Here is a 14,236-nt window from a genome sequence, read left to right on the forward strand (position 1 = left end):
GCCCCTGCTTTTCACCCGGTATAAGGAGGGGATGAGCGAGCAGGTGCGGGCGATGCTGCGCGGCCTGCTGCACGTCCGCCCGGCCCGGGGCGCCCACCGGGTCGCGCTGCGCGCTGGGGTCAGTGTCCTCGTCCCGCTGCTCGCGGTACTCGCCGCCGGCCACCCGCGGTGGTCCGTGTACGCCGTTTTCGGGGCGTTCACCTCGCTCTACGGGCGCAACCACGTGCACCTGTCCCGGGCGGCCATGCAGGCCAGCGCCGGGGCGGCGCTCACCCTGTCCACCGTCCTCGGCGTGCTGGTCGGCGCGGCGGCGTCCCGGGCCTGGCTGGCGGTGCCGGTGGCCGCCGCCGTCGCGGCGCTCGGCGCCGTGCTCGCCACCGCGCAGGATTGGCACCCGCCGGGGCCGCTGTTCCTGGTGTTCGCCTTCGGCGCGGTGGCCTCGGCCCCGCACGACGTGTCGGACGTGCAGGTGGCCGCCGCCGTGGCCGGGCTCAGCAGCCTGTTCGCGCTGCTGGTCGGGAACGCGGGCAGCGTGCTGCGGGGGCGGCGCAGCCGACCGGCCCGGCTGGCGCACGTGTGGAGCTGGGAGCCGGCCCGGTACGCCCTCGCCGTGCTGCTCGCCGGCGGCACGGCGACCGCCGTGGGCATCGGGCACCCGTACTGGGCGATGGTCGCGGCGGTCGCCCCGCTCAGCGCCGAGGGTGTCACCGCCCAGCTCGTCCGCGCCGCGCACCGGATCCTCGGCACGCTGCTCGGGCTGCTCACCAGCGCGGCGCTGCTGGCGCCGCACCTGCCGCCGTACGCCACCGTGCTCGTGGTGGCGGTGCTGCAGATCGTCACCGAGCTGCTGGTGGGCCGCAACTACGGCCTGGCGCTGCTGTTCATCACCCCGATGGCGCTGCTGATGGGGCAGCTCGCGGTGGCCCGCCCGGCCGGGCAGCTGCTCTTCGACCGGGGAATGGAGACGGTGATCGGCGCCGGCATCGGCGGCCTAATCGTGGTGTGCGAACCGTGGCTGCGGTCGAGGATCAGCAGCTAGGGGCGATGGGGAGCTGCCGCTTGTGCTCGGTGGCCCGGTAGCGGGCCTCCAGCGCCGTCGCCACCTCCGCCGGCACTGGCCGGCCCTCCAGGTAGTCGTCGATGTGCTCGTACGCCAGGCCGAGCGCGTCCTCGTCCAGCTTGCCGGGGGCGAGGGTCTCCAGGTCGGCGGTGGGCGCCTTGCCCACCAGCTCGGCGGGCGCGCCGAGGGTCGCGGCGAGCGTGCGCACCCGGCGCTTGGTCAGCCCGGTCAGCGGGACCAGGTCCGCCGCCCCGTCGCCGTGCTTGGTGAAGAAGCCGGTCACCGCCTCGGCGGCGTGGTCGGTGCCGACCACCAGGCCGTCCATCGCGCCGGCCACCGCGTACTGGGCGATCATTCGCTGCCGGGCCTTCACGTTGCCGTGCACGAAGTCCTGGTGGGCGGCGTCGCGGAAGGTCAACCCGGCCGCGGTCAGCGCGGCCAGGGCGGCGTCGCTGGCCGGCTTGACGTCGACCGTGAGCACCCGGTCGGGGCTGATGAACGACAGTGCCGTCTGGGCGTAGTGCTCGTCGGCCTGCACCCCGTACGGCAGGCGCATCGCGACGAAGGTGGCCGGGTGGCCGGCCTCGCGGGCGCGCTCCACGGCGAGCTGGCAGAGCCGCCCCGCGGTGGTGGAGTCCACGCCGCCGCTGATGCCGAGGACCAGCGTCGTCAACCCGGTGTCGACGAGGCGGTCGGCGAGGAAGACCACCCGCCGTTCGATCTCGGCGGCGGCGTCGAAGGCGGCCGGCACCTGGAGCTCCTCGGCGATCTGCCGCTGGATCGACAGCACGTCGGTCAAGGGGGGTCCTTTCGAATCAGGCGGGGCCGAGCAGGTCCCAGGGGTTGCCGGCGAGGTCGCGGAAGACGGCGACCCGGCCGTACGGCTCGGTGCGCGGGGGCCTGACGAACTCGATCTTCGCCTCGACCATCCGCCGGTAGGTGGCGTCGAAGTCGTCGACCTGGAGGAAGAAGCCGACCCGGCCGTGGGTCTGGTCACCCACCGCCGCCTCCTGCCGCTCCCCGTCGGCGCGGGCCAGCAGCAGGCCGGTGCCGCCGCCCGGCGGGCGGACCACCACCCAGCGCTTCGGCCGGCCGTCGTTGGTCAGGGACGGCTTGTCCTCGACCAGCTCGAAGCCGAGCACCTCGGTGAAGAAGGCGATCGCCGGGTCGTACTCGGCGACGACGAGGGTGACGAGATCGATCCGCACCCGCGTCAGACCAGTACGAGGGTCGGCAGGTGCCGCTCGACCACCGGGAGCACGTCGGCGACGGTGACCGGCCGGCCCAGCTCCGCGGTGAGCGAGGTGGTGCCCGCGTCCCGGATGCCGCACGGCACGATCCGGTCGTACCAGCTCAGGTCGCAGTCGCAGTTGATCGAGAAGCCGTGCAGGGTGACGCCCCGGGCCACCCGGATGCCGATGGCGGCCACCTTGCGGGCCGGGCCCCGGTCGTCCTCCGGCACCCAGACGCCGCTGCGGCCCTCGACCCGGCCGGCGGCCAGGCCGAACTCGGCGCAGACGTCGATCAGCATCTGCTCCACCCGTCGGACGTACGCGACCACGTCCACCGGGTCGGGCAGGGTGACGATCGGGTAGCCGACGAGCTGCCCCGGCCCGTGCCAGGTGATCTTGCCGCCGCGGTCGACGTCGATGACCGGGGTGCCGTCCATCGGGCGGTCCCACGGCTCGGTCCGCTTGCCGGCGGTGTAGACGCTGGGGTGCTCCAGCAGCAGCACGGTGTCACCCTGCTCGCCGGCCACCACGGCCTCGTGCAGCCGGCGCTGCTCGTCCCAGGCTGCCTGGTAGTCGAGCACACCCGCACGGACGGCGGTCAGCCCGGAAGTCGTCACGCTCACCCGTTCAGCCTAGACCCGTCGCCGCCGGCCGGGCGGCGTGAGCCTCGTCGCGTTCCGGCTCAGGCCGGCGGCACCTTCCAGATCCACACGTCGTCCACCCGCTGCGGCGGGCCGAGCAGGGCGGTCGCGGTGCGCAGCAGCGCCTCCTCGTCGACGTCGTACTTGGCGCCGTGCACCCGGTCGGCCAGCACCACCGTCTCGACCCGCCAGTAGTGCAGGTCGGCCAGGGACTGCCGGATGCTGCCGTCGGTGATGATCGGCACCAGCCCGGTCTTCCCGGCCTGATCCATCAGCGAGTCGAAGGTGCGCGGCACCGGGCCGATCCGGCCCCGGCCGTCCGGGCCGCCGGGGCCGAGGAAGAAGCCGGCCGGGATCTGGAACTCGCCCTGCCGGTGCGCCAGGGCGTACGCCTGCCAGCGCTGCCCGTCGGGGTAGACGTCGACGGTCAGCGGCAGCGGGGTGAGCACCCCGCCGGGGGAGACGTACCGCTGCCAGGTGCCGCTGGTGACGAACCTCGGGATCGGCTCCCGCACGCTGGTCAGCAGCGGGGTGGGCAGCAGCGGCAGCAGCGCGACGGCGAAGCCGATCGCCCAGGCCAGCTCGGTCGAGCGGTGTCGGGGCGGCCGGGACCGCAGCCGGTCGACCGCGTACGCCAGCAGCAGGCCGAGCACCGGCGCGACGACCAGGGCCAGCCGGGACGGCAGCGCCGCGTTGATCACCGGCAGGTTGTCCAGCACCCCGAACGGCAGGAGCTGGTCGGTGCGGCGGCCGTTCCACTTGGCCTTCGGCCCCCAGGAGAGCACCGCGAACACCACGGCCGTGACGCCCAGCGCGGTCAGGGTGGCCCGGAACGCCCGGTCGGCCCGGGTCCAGAGGAAGGCGAAGCAGGCGACGGCGAGCAGCAGCAGCGGGATGCCGAAGAAGGAGTTCTCCTCGGTCGGGTTGGGGGCAAGCGAGGTGCCGAACCCGGCCCACCCCGCCAGGGACCGGCGCGGGTACGACCCGTACGCGGCGATGTCCTCGGAGTGGATCAGCGGGTCGAAGCCGGTGCCGTGGAAGCGCTGCGGCCCGGCGAAGTGCAGCCACAGCGGGTACGCCAGCAGCACCCCGGCCACCACCGCGGTCACCCCGAGCCCGCGCAGGAAGTTCGGCAGCGCGGCCCGGACCTCGTCCCGGCGGGCCCGGTGCAGCGCCCAGACCACCAGGAAGAACGCGAGCGCCAGGGCGGTGAAGAAGAGCCCCTCGGCGGCGATGGAGAAGGCGACCGCGACCAGCACTCCGAGCACGATCCCGCCGCGTACCGCGCGCCCGGGGCGGCGCAGCCGGAACACGCCCCAGATCAGCAGCGGCACCAGCCAGCCGGCGGTCCAGTTCAGGTGCGCGTTGGCGTGCGACACCATGGCCGGGCAGTAGGCGATGAAGAGCGCCCCCACCCCGGCGGCCAGCCGGCTGCCCACCAGATACCGGCTGAGCAGCCAGTACCAGGCCACCGCGGTGGCGGCCAGGTTGAGGGTGAGGATCACCAGGAAGGTCGCGGGCGGCCCGATCAGGTACGTCAGCGGCGCGAAGACCACCGCGTACACGGTGATCGAGGTGTTGACCGCGAGGTTCACCCCGTGCGGGACGTTGATCAGGTGGGTGAAGAACGGGTTCTCCCCGTGGGTGACGGCGTGCCCGCCGAAGGCCAGCAGCCACTCGAAGAGCGCCTGGTCGCTGGAGTTGACGGTGATCGCGCGGCTGTTCGGGTCCCGCCACATCCCGCTGGTCACCCAGACCGCCAGGACCACGGCGGCGAGCAGCACGACCAGGTCGGCGCGCCAATCCCGGCGGGCGGGCGCGGACGCGGGCGACGGGCTGGCGGCCAGGGATGGCGAGGACGGCACGGAGCGGACGTTACCAACCGGACCTGGACACGCCGGTCAGACACGAAACCTGCCGTCCGGCAAGTTGCCAACACTTCGGCGGCCATGAATATGTGAGCGGCGGCCATTCCGGGCCGGGAAACACGGACGTAACGTTCCGGCAACTCGGGGGTGACCCAGTTCACATTCCGCCATCAGGGAGGTCGCCGTGCGCCGCTCCTCATCCCTACTCACCCGGCTCGCCGGGGCGGCGGCCGGGGTCGTGCTGTCCGCGGCCGCCGTGCTCACCGTCGCCCTGCCCGCGCAGGCCGCCACGCTCACCCAGGTCACCGGCTTCGGCTCCAACCCGGGCAACCTCGCCATGTACGCGTACCGTCCGGACGGCCTGCCGGCCAACGCGCCGGCCGTGGTGCTGCTGCACGGCTGCACCCAGAACGCCTCCGGCTACTTCACCAACTCCGGCTGGCAGAAGTACGCCGACCTGTGGAAGTTCGCGCTGATCGTGCCGCAGCAGTCCAGCGCCAACAACTCCAGCTCCTGCTTCAACTGGTTCCAGACCGGGGACACCACGCGAGGCCAGGGCGAGGCGCTGTCCGTCAAGCAGATGGTCGACTACGCGAAGACCAACTACGGCGTGGACGCGGGCCGGATCTACGTCAGCGGCCTCTCGGCCGGCGCGGCGATGAGCGCGGTCATGCTCGCCACCTACCCGGACGTCTTCGCCGCCGGCTCGGTCATCGCCGGCCTGCCGTACCGCTGCGCGACGGACACCACCAGCGCGTACAGCTGCATGAACCCCGGCGTGGACAAGACCCCGGCGCAGTGGGGCGACCTGGTGCGCAACGCGTACCCCGGGTACGCCGGCCCGCGCCCCCGGGTGGTGATCTGGCACGGCACCTCGGACACCACGGTGGCGCCGATGAACGCGGTCGAGTCGCGCGACCAGTGGACCAACGTGCTGGGCGTCTCGCAGACCCCGACCAGCACCGCCTCGCTGCCCGCCGGCACCAGCCTCGAGGTGTACGGCAACGACCAGGTCCGCCTCTACCGGGTCTCCGGGATGGGGCACGGCACCCCGGTCGACCCCGGCTCGGCCACCGACCAGTGCGGCACCGCGACCGCGTACTTCCTGGACACCATCTGCTCGACGTACCGGGACGCGCTCTTCTTCGGCCTCGACGGCGGGACCGCACCCAGCCCGACCCCGACGGCCACCACGTCCCCGTCGCCCTCGCCGACGGCCTCGCCGGTCTGCGTCACCGCCAGCAACTACGCCCACGTGACCGCCGGCCGCGCGTACCAGTCCGGCGGCTACGCCTACGCCCTCGGCTCCAACCAGAAGATGGGCCTGTACAACACCTTCTACACGACCACCCTCAAACAGACCGGCCCCAGCTACTGGGTCATCGGCTGCTGACCACGCTGCCGGTGCCGCCCGCGCCGCCCTCGCCGGTTCACTCGGTGAGGGCGGCGTGCAACGCGCTCGGCAAATCGGGGTGGGTCCAGTCGAAGCCGGCCTTGGTCAGCACGCCGGGGAGGACCCGCGTGCTGGTCAGCGCCTCGTGGGCGAAGCCGCCCAGGGCGATCTTCAGGGCCAGCGCGGGGACGGGCATGAGCGCCGGCCGGTGCAGCTGCCGGGCCAGCTCCCGGGTGAACTCGGCGTTGGTGACCGGGGCCGGACCGACCACGTTGACCGGACCGGCCAGGTCGTTTCGGGCCAGCAGGAACGTCACCCCGGCCAGCCAGTCACGCATCGAGATCCAGGGCAGCCACTGGCGGCCGTTGCCCAGCTTCCCGCCGACGCCCAGCCGGAACGGGATCAGCTGCGGCTTGAGCATCCCCCCGTCGCGATGCAGCGGCAGCCCGGTGCGCAGCCGCACCACGCGTACGCCGGCATCCTCGGCCGGTCGGGTCGCGGCCTCCCAGACCCGGCAGACGTCGGCCAGGAAGCCCTCGCCGGCGGGCGCGTCCTCCTCGACCACCCGGTCGCCGGTGTTGCCGTACCAGCCGACGGCGGAGGCGTTGAGCATGACCGCGGGTCGGTCGGCGGCGGGCAGCCCGGCCATGGTGATCGCGAGCGTGGTGGTGGTGTCCACCCGGCTGGACCGGATCACCTGCTTGTACGCGTCGTTCCAGCGCTTGTCGCCCACCCCGGCGCCGGCCAGGTTAACCACCGCGTCGACGTCGGCGACCACCTGCGGGTCCAGTTGCGCGGCGGACGGGTTCCACTGCCGCTCGTCGGCGCTGCGGGGGGCGCGGCGGACCAGGCGGGTGACCTGGTGCCCGTCCGCGGTGAGCCGGTCGACCAGTCGGGTGCCGAGGAAGCCGGAGACCCCGGCCATGAGGATCCGCATGTCCATATCTTCGTGCACGGAGCTGGTCGCGGATGCGTTGAGCGAAATCACTCACACGTCATTCGCCGGTCCGGCCGTCGATCGCCTCCCGGACGAGGTCAGCGTGGCCGAGGTGCCGGGCGTACTCGTCGATCATGTGGGCGAGCACCCAGCGCAGCGAGTGCTCGCGGCCCGTGTCGGGGGAGCGGCCGACCGCGTCGAGGGGGCGTTCGGCGGCGATCCGCCGGGACACTTCGACCTCCGCCCGCCAGAGGGCGAAGGTCTCCGCCCCGGTGGCCTCCGCGACGTCGTTGAACGGCGCGTCCTGGTCGTCGGTGACGTCGAACAGGTCGCCGGGGAAGGCGTCGGCGATCACCGCCTGGAAGTACCAGCGTTCGACCGTGGCCAGGTGCCGGACCAGGCCGATCAGCGACAGGCCGGACGAGGGTACGGCAGGTCGGCGCAGCTGCTCGTCGGTGAGCCCGGCGCACTTGCGGACCAGCGCGTCCCGCTGGTGGTCGAGGAAGGTCTCGAGCAGCTCGCGTTCGTCCACCGTGGCCGGCAGCGCGAATCGTTCATCGATCATCGCCCCGAGCGTAGATCACGATGAACTCCTCGACGGTCCCGGTGGGCGGCGGTGCGGGACAGCCCAGCCGAGGAAGCGGGCGAAGAGCTGCCCCGGTGCCGGCCCGTCATGCGGATTCAAGGTGTGCAGTTCGCCGGCCGCGTCGTGCAGCAGCCCGCCCAGGTAGACCAGCAGCGCCACCCGGTCCTCGGCGTACTCGTGGAGGAGGGCGAGCCGGGCCGGCGCGCACGGCCACGGGGCGGCGCAGGCCCGGCAGAGCCAGAGCGGCCGCAGCGGCAGGTGCGCCCCGCTCACCACCGGCCACCGTTGGCCCGCCAGGTCTGCGCCGGGGTGAGCCAGCCGGCCCGCCCGACCTGCGGGTTCGCCCGGGTTGACTCGTCCCACCAGCGCCTGTTCGGCGGCGGGGCGGGCGGTTCTGTGGGGACCGGCGCGTGCCGGTCCGGGCAGGCGGTCCAGCGCAGGCCGCACGAGCACCAGCGGCGTCCACGCCGCCAGGTCCGTCGGTGCCGGGGCGCGAGCGGCACCGGCCCCGCGTTCGGTCGCGGCGACACCGTCAACACCCCCCACCGGGTACGCCGACCAGCAGCCCGCCGCGCTCCGCCAGCTCGTCGATCACGTCGTCCGGCAGGCCGCGCGAGCGCAGCACCCGCCGTCCCCATCGCACCTTCTCCATCGCATCCACCGGCACGTCGCTCCGCCTCTCTCCTTCGCCACGGCACCGAGACGGGCGGGGGCGGCCGTGCGTGCGGTCGGCCGGAGCCCGGCACCCGCCCCGGGCCTGCTCACGGGCCCGTCGACGCCGGGTCGCGGGCAGGGGGTGGCACCCGGCCGACTACCGGGGGAGTGGCCGGCCGGGTGTTCCTACGGGACGACCAACTCCGGGTTTGCAGACCTGGGAGCCGGTCATCGAAAGCCTTACACACCCTGTTGTGCAAAGCAAGGGAACTTGGTCTTACTTGTTGTAGCTGGTAGTTCATGGTCGAATGGCGGTGCAGACCTGGGAGTGTGGATGCCCGCCAAGGCGAAGTGGGCGCAGCTGGCCGACTACCTCCGCGAGCGGATCGAGTCGGGCGAGCTGACGCCGGGGGAGAAGCTGCCGTCGACCGCGCAGCTCAAAGAGGAACACGGCGTGTCGCAGACCGTCGTGCGTCAGGCGATCCTCGTCCTGCAGATGCAGGGCTGGGTGGAGGGCGTCCACGGGGTGGGCGTGTTCGTCGCCGAGCAACTGCCGGACGGGCGGGACAAGACCTGAGAGCGGTATGCCTCTGAGGCATACCGCTCTCAAGCCCAGGCATCGCCCCGCGCGACACGTCGACGCCGGCCCTGGCGTCGAGTCGGCGAGGATCAATCGGCGAGGCGGGGGAGGAGCGGAGCCAGCGCGTCGACCGCGTCCTCGCGTACCACGAAGCGGGTGATGCCCCAGCGGCGCCGGTGTTGCGCGACCGCGGTGACGATCTCGTCGCCCGTGCCGATCAGCACGAACGGCGTGGCCAGCAGCTCGGCGACGGAGAGGCCGAGGCGCTCGGCGGTCGGCGCGGCGGCGGCCTCGGCGTCGTCGGTGACGGTGACCTGCTGGACCAGCGCTTCCAGCGCGGGCACGTGGTCCCGCCCGGCCGCGCCGGCGGCCACGTGGGCGAGCTGCGCCTCGATCTGGTCGGCCCGCCACCGGGCCTCGTGCCTGTGCCCGTCCGGGAGGGTACGCCCGAAGCCGGTCAGGCCGACCACGTCGGCGTGCGCGCCGGCCCAGCGCAGCAGCGTCGAGTTGGCCGTGCCCATGGTGAGGGGGACCCGGTCCTGGACGGGCCGCAGCTCGGTGAGCCTGGCGGCGTGGGCGGTCAGTTCGAAGGTGTCCACGGTGACCTCCTCGCCGGCCAGGAGCGCCTGCACGGCCTCCGCGACCGCGACGCAGCGGCGGACCCGGCCGGCGACGTCGGGCCGCTCCCGGCCGACGGCGCGCCACTCGGCCGGGGTGTGCCCGGCGCCGAGACCGAGCCGGGCCCGGCCGCCGGAGACCACGTCGAGAGTGGCCACGTCGGTGGCGAGCAGGATCGGTTCCCGGACCCCGGCGTTGGAGACGTACGAGCCGAGGCCGAGCGCCGAGGTCACCCCGGCCGCGGCGGCGAGCGCCACGAACGGCGAGGCGCCGTGGCCGGGATGGTCCGAGGCCAGCAGCGCGTCGAAGCCGGCCGCCTCGACCCGCCGGGCCAGCTCGGCCCAGCTCGCCGCGTCGGTGGGCTGCGCCTGCACGGAAAAGATCACCATGCCCCCCAGCATTGCCGGCAGCCCCCCGCCCCGCCCACCCCACGCGCCCCGATTCTGCCGACGGGCGAATCGCAGCCGGCAACTTCGGGGAAACTGCTGCCTGAGCGCGCCGGAAGGCAGCATCTTCCCCGAAGTTGCGTCGGCTTGGTGTGCCCCGGGGCGTCAGGCGGCGGCCTGGTGCACGGCCTCCAGGCGGGTGAGGTCCTCGTCGGTGAGGCGGAGGGCGGCCGCCGCCACGTTCTGGGTCAGGTGGTCGGGGTTGCCGGTGCCGGGGATGGCGAGGACGTTCGGGGCCCGGTGCAGGGTCCAGGCCAGCCGGACCTGGGCCGGGGTGACGCCGTGCTCCCGGGCGACCGCGCGTACCTCGTCGTGCTCGACGCCGGTCGCCCCGGCCTCCCGTCCGCTGGTCGCCAGGGAGAAGAAGGGCACGAAGGCGGTCCCGTGCGCGGCGCAGTCGCGGATCAGGGCGTCGTTGCTGAGCCGGTAGCCGAGGCTCCACGAGTTCTGCACGCAGACCACCGGGGCGATGGCGCGCGCCTCCGCGACCTGGTGCGGGCGTACCGCCGAGACGCCGAGGTGCCGGATCAGGCCGGCGTCGCGCAGCTCGGCGAGCGCCCCGAAGTGCTCGGCCAGGGGCTCCGGGCCGTACACCCGGAGGTTGACCACGTCGAGGTGGTCCCGGCCGAGCTGGCGCAGGTTCTCCTCGACCTGGCCGCGGAGCTGGTCGGGCCGGGCCATCGGCAGCCACTCGCCGGACAGGTCCTTGCCCGGCCCGACCTTGGTGGCGATGACCAGGCCCTCCGGGTACGGCGACAGCGCCCGGTTGATCAGCTCGTTGGCCGAGCGCAGCGAGGAGAAGTAGAACGCGGCGGTGTCGATGTGGTTGATGCCCAGCTCGACCGCGCGGCGCAGCACGGCGATCGCCCGCTCCCGGTCGCTCGGGCTGCCGTCGGCGTTGGTGGTCAGCCGCATCGCGCCGAAGCCGATCCGGTTGACGGTCAGGTCGCCGAGCTGCCAGGTGCCGGCCGCGGCGGCGTCGATGGTGTCGGTGGTCATGCGGTCTCCGTCCCCCTCGGATGATGTGCTCGCGCCGGCGATGGCGCGATGCCGAGCAGTTCCACGGGCTCGCCGGCCAGTCGGTTCAGCGCGGCGGCGATCTTCCGTTCCTCGTAGCTGAAGTGCGACTCCAGCAGCGCGGCCAGGCCGTCCAGCTCAGCCCGGACCGCCCCGGCGTCGGTGGCTCCGGCGAGCAGCGACTCGACGCGGCGCAGGATGTCCGCCACCACGTGGTGGTCCGCAATCAACTCGGCCAGCACCGGCCGCAGTTCGGGCGCCTGCTCGGCCAGCAGGCGGAACGCGCCACCGTCCTCGCCGGTGTGATGCCGGTCCAGTGCCGCGCAGAAGTTGACGCAGTGTGCCCGCAGTTCGCGGGTCAGGCCGACGCGGCCGGGGGAGTCCAGGCCCGCGCGCAGCCGGGCCAGCTCCGCGCGGAGCCAGTCGTGGATCTCGATCAGTTGGGTGCCGAGGGCGGTCAGCCGCGCGCTCGGGGAATGGGATGGGTGCACATGGTCCCCTGCGATTCCGCGCCTCCGTGCCCACGGCGGCCTTCGTGCCGGGTACACCGCGACGCTCCGGGCAGTCTAGATGCGCTCGCCCCGCTGGTCGGCCCCACCGGCGGTGAGCCGGGTCACCACCGGCGCGCTCACTCGCCCTCGTCCGACTCCGCCGGGATGTGCCAGCGAGCCCGCCACGCGGCCTCGTGCGCCTCGTGGCTGGCCCGCTCCTCGAATACGAGTTTCCGCAGCGCCCGGCGGCCCTCGTCGAAGACCACCACCTCGGCGGTCACCATCCCGACGCAGATCACGGTGAGCAGGGTGAGGGCGCCCAGCGCGGGAAGCTGGTTGGCCACCGGGATGCTCACGGCGAGCAGGACCACCGTGCCGAGCCGGGTCCAGCTCAGCGTGTGCAGGGTGCGCAGCTGGAACAGCATGTTCCCGCAGAGGTAGCAGATCACCCCGCCGAAGAGCAGCGGTTCGCCGGGGCCGATGGCGGGCAGCCAGCTGGAGACGGTCGGGTCCGCGATCTGGTGCACGATCTGCTCCGCGCCGAGCGCGAAGAGGATGATCCCGGCGATCATCGGCAGGTAGAGGTACGCGTACGCGTCGCGGGCCATGGCCACCCGGGGTCCGTCCTCGGCGGCGTGCAGAGCGATCCGCGCGGCCGGCCCGATCATGTCGTAGTGCGCCCACCAGAGCGCGGCGGTGAAGACGATGCCGAGCACTGCCGCCGCCACGGCCGCCGCGGTGGGCGGGTGGCCGAGCAGGTTGCTGCCGACCCCGACCGAGATGACCGACTCGCCGAGCGCGATGATCAGGATCAGGTCGTACCGCTCGGTCCAGTGTTCGGCCGAGGCGACCCCCCAGCCCCAGGTGCCGGCGATGATGCCGGTGGCGTACTGGAGGATCACGACGGCGGCCCAGAGCGAATCCCGGACGAACGCCGCCGAGGCCGCGTGCAGGTTCGGCGGGATCAACGCGGCGGCGAGCAGCAGCAGCGTGCTGAACACCAGCTCCGGCATGAACCGGCGGAGCTGCCGGCGCTCGTTCGGCGTGTTCCGCACGACGTGCCAGTAGAGCGCCAGGTGCACGGCCCGGAGCACCAGGTAGCTGACCGCCACCACGACCGGGCCGGCTTCGTTGCCGCGCGGGTCGCGGAACGCCTGCGGCAGGGACAGCGCGAAGGTGAACAGCGCCGCCATGCTGAGGGTCATCAGCACCGGCACGAAGCCTTCACCGAGCCGGATCCGGGCGGCGACGATGCTGTGCACCACCCAGCACCACCAGAGCACGGCCAGCACCAGCAGCGCGTGCAGCAACGCGCTGCCGGTGATGTCCAGCGCGGTGGCCCTTGTGATGATGAAGAACGAGAAGACGAAGACCAGGTCGAAGAAGACCTCGAACCGGTCCACCCGGGCGCCCGGGGCCACCGGCACCGCCGGCCCGAGACGCCTTCGCCTCCCGAAGCCGCTCACCGGACGAGTCTGTCAGCGGCCGGGTCGTCGTCGGGCCGGAATCGACGCAGCCCGGACGGTGACGCAGCCCATCCATCAGCAGGTCCAGCAGGCGACCGGGGTTACCTGCCCCGCCCGCCGGGGAAAGCGGCCGACCGGTCCCGCGCCGACGCGACAAAGGATGGATCATGACCACCAGCACACCCGTCAGCACCCCGTTCTCCGCCGAGACCACCGCCCTGGAGGTGGTCCGCGACGTCGACCTGACCGGCCGGCGGGCGATCGTCACCGGCGGCGCCTCCGGCATCGGCGTGGAGACCGCCCGGGCTCTCGCCGCCGCTGGCGCCGACGTGACCCTCGCCGTCCGCAACGTCGAGGCCGGCCAGGCGGCCGCCACCGACATCACCGGCACCACCGGCAACGACAGGATCCTGGTCGCCCCGCTCGACCTCGCCGACCTGGGCTCGGTGGCCACGTTCGTGCGCACCTGGGACGGCCCGCTGCACATCCTGGTCAACAACGCCGGCATCATGGCGTCCCCCGAGATGCGCACCGAGCAGGGCTGGGAGATGCAGTTCGCGACCAATCACCTCGGGCACTTCGCCCTGGCCACCGGGCTGTACCGGTCGCTCGCCGCGGTCGAGGGCGCCCGGATCGTCTCGGTCAGCTCGTCGGCGCACCTGCGCTCGCCCGTGGTCTTCGAGGACATCCACTTCCGCGAGCGCCCGTACGACCCGTGGGCGGCGTACGGGCAGTCCAAGACCGCCAACGTGCTCTTCGCCGTGGCTGCCACCCGGCGCTGGGCCGCCGACGGGATCCTCACCAACGCGCTGATGCCGGGCGCGATCCGGACCAACCTCCAGCGCTACGTCAGCGACGAGGATCTGGCCCGACTGCGTGCGGAGAGCGGTGGCGGCGCCACGCCGAGCTGGAAGAACACCGAGCAGGGCGCGGCCACCTCGGTGCTCGTCGCCACCTCGCCGCTGCTGAACGGCGTCGGCGGCCGGTACTTCGAGGACTGCCAGGAGGCCGGCCCGAACCAGTCCGGCACCCGCACCGGCTACGCCCCGTACGCCCGGGACCCGGAGGCCGCCGAACGGCTCTGGGAGGTCTCCGAGGCGCACCTGCGCGGCTGACCCCGGAGACGACGGAAGGGGGGGGGGGGGGGGGGGGGGGGGGGGCCGGCGGGGGGGGGGGGGGGGGGGGAGGCGGTGTCCAGCGGGCGACTACCCAGACAGGGAGGACGACGTGGTCGCACGGTTGGCTAG

Annotated in this window: 16 protein-coding genes; 4 read left to right on the plus strand and 12 right to left on the minus strand. The window is 73.3% G+C overall.

From position 1 onward, the window contains the following. The first annotated feature begins 31 nt into the window (after nt 1-31). Complete coding sequence (locus tag ACZ6S5_RS30895) at nt 32-1,039, plus strand: FUSC family protein (RefSeq protein ID WP_466005759.1); 1,008 nt, start codon at nt 32-34, stop codon at nt 1,037-1,039. On the opposite strand, the gene nadE is transcribed toward ACZ6S5_RS30895, so the two are convergent. The 4 genes from nadE to ACZ6S5_RS30915 are packed head-to-tail and all read right to left on the minus strand — an operon-like array spanning nt 1,029 to nt 4,798. After that, nucleotides 1,029-1,850, minus strand: coding sequence for an ammonia-dependent NAD(+) synthetase (nadE, locus tag ACZ6S5_RS30900; RefSeq protein ID WP_466005774.1), 822 nt, complete (start codon nt 1,848-1,850; stop codon nt 1,029-1,031). The two genes, ACZ6S5_RS30895 and nadE, sit on opposite strands and share 11 nt — an antisense overlap. 25 nt (nt 1,851-1,875) lie before the next feature. Then, a complete protein-coding gene (locus tag ACZ6S5_RS30905) occupies nt 1,876-2,268 on the minus strand; it encodes a VOC family protein (protein WP_466005760.1) in 393 nt (130 codons plus the stop codon). A gap of 5 nt (nt 2,269-2,273) precedes the next feature. Continuing rightward, nucleotides 2,274-2,915 (minus strand): lipoyl(octanoyl) transferase LipB, encoded by a 642-nt coding sequence (lipB, locus tag ACZ6S5_RS30910; protein WP_466005761.1) that lies wholly within the window; start codon nt 2,913-2,915, stop codon nt 2,274-2,276. A 59-nt stretch (nt 2,916-2,974) separates the two neighbouring features. Further along, entirely contained in the window at nt 2,975-4,798 is a 1,824-nt protein-coding gene (locus ACZ6S5_RS30915) for a DUF6311 domain-containing protein (RefSeq protein ID WP_466005762.1), read from the minus strand. Between the two features lie 187 nt (nt 4,799-4,985). Between ACZ6S5_RS30915 and ACZ6S5_RS30920 the strand changes: the two genes are divergently transcribed. Continuing rightward, nucleotides 4,986-6,194, plus strand: a complete 1,209-nt coding sequence (locus ACZ6S5_RS30920) for an extracellular catalytic domain type 1 short-chain-length polyhydroxyalkanoate depolymerase (protein ID WP_466005763.1) — start codon at nt 4,986-4,988, stop codon at nt 6,192-6,194. 37 nt (nt 6,195-6,231) lie between these two features. Here the strand turns inward: ACZ6S5_RS30920 and ACZ6S5_RS30925 are convergent, their stop codons facing one another. The 4 genes from ACZ6S5_RS30925 to ACZ6S5_RS30940 are packed head-to-tail and all read right to left on the minus strand — an operon-like array spanning nt 6,232 to nt 8,247. Continuing rightward, on the minus strand, nt 6,232-7,131 hold the full coding sequence (locus ACZ6S5_RS30925; protein ID WP_466005764.1) for a TIGR01777 family oxidoreductase: 900 nt from the start codon (nt 7,129-7,131) through the stop codon (nt 6,232-6,234). Nucleotides 7,132-7,189: 58 nt separating this feature from the next. Beyond that, on the minus strand, nt 7,190-7,696 hold the full coding sequence (locus ACZ6S5_RS30930; protein WP_466005765.1) for a DinB family protein: 507 nt from the start codon (nt 7,694-7,696) through the stop codon (nt 7,190-7,192). Between the two features lie 15 nt (nt 7,697-7,711). Beyond that, nucleotides 7,712-7,990 (minus strand): hypothetical protein, encoded by a 279-nt coding sequence (locus ACZ6S5_RS30935; RefSeq protein WP_466005766.1) that lies wholly within the window; start codon nt 7,988-7,990, stop codon nt 7,712-7,714. Beyond that, entirely contained in the window at nt 7,987-8,247 is a 261-nt protein-coding gene (locus ACZ6S5_RS30940; protein ID WP_466005767.1) for a hypothetical protein, read from the minus strand. Before ACZ6S5_RS30940 ends, ACZ6S5_RS30935 begins: the two co-directional genes overlap by 4 nt. Before the next feature lie 452 nt (nt 8,248-8,699). On the opposite strand from ACZ6S5_RS30940, the gene ACZ6S5_RS30945 reads away from it, so the two are divergent. After that, nucleotides 8,700-8,948 carry a winged helix-turn-helix domain-containing protein gene (locus ACZ6S5_RS30945; RefSeq protein ID WP_466005768.1) on the plus strand — a complete coding sequence of 83 codons (249 nt, stop codon included), beginning with the start codon at nt 8,700-8,702 and terminating at the stop codon, nt 8,946-8,948. A gap of 92 nt (nt 8,949-9,040) precedes the next feature. Here the strand turns inward: ACZ6S5_RS30945 and ACZ6S5_RS30950 are convergent, their stop codons facing one another. From ACZ6S5_RS30950 to ACZ6S5_RS30965, 4 genes are all read right to left on the minus strand, one after another. Continuing rightward, nucleotides 9,041-9,958, minus strand: a complete 918-nt coding sequence (locus ACZ6S5_RS30950) for an LLM class flavin-dependent oxidoreductase (RefSeq protein ID WP_466005769.1) — start codon at nt 9,956-9,958, stop codon at nt 9,041-9,043. Between the two features lie 162 nt (nt 9,959-10,120). After that, the gene (locus tag ACZ6S5_RS30955) at nt 10,121-11,014 is read right to left on the minus strand and encodes an oxidoreductase (protein WP_466005770.1); all 894 of its coding nucleotides are present in this window, start codon (nt 11,012-11,014) and stop codon (nt 10,121-10,123) included. Continuing rightward, nucleotides 11,011-11,523, minus strand: coding sequence for a hemerythrin domain-containing protein (locus ACZ6S5_RS30960; protein WP_466005771.1), 513 nt, complete (start codon nt 11,521-11,523; stop codon nt 11,011-11,013). Before ACZ6S5_RS30960 ends, ACZ6S5_RS30955 begins: the two co-directional genes overlap by 4 nt. Nucleotides 11,524-11,660: 137 nt before the next feature. Beyond that, the gene (locus tag ACZ6S5_RS30965; protein ID WP_466005772.1) at nt 11,661-12,989 is read right to left on the minus strand and encodes a low temperature requirement protein A; all 1,329 of its coding nucleotides are present in this window, start codon (nt 12,987-12,989) and stop codon (nt 11,661-11,663) included. Nucleotides 12,990-13,156: 167 nt separating this feature from the next. Between ACZ6S5_RS30965 and ACZ6S5_RS30970 the strand changes: the two genes are divergently transcribed. Next, nucleotides 13,157-14,104 carry an SDR family NAD(P)-dependent oxidoreductase gene (locus ACZ6S5_RS30970; RefSeq protein ID WP_466005773.1) on the plus strand — a complete coding sequence of 316 codons (948 nt, stop codon included), beginning with the start codon at nt 13,157-13,159 and terminating at the stop codon, nt 14,102-14,104. Nucleotides 14,105-14,236 lie beyond the last annotated feature (132 nt).

Source organism: Micromonospora sp. NPDC051924 (genome assembly GCF_055586005.1).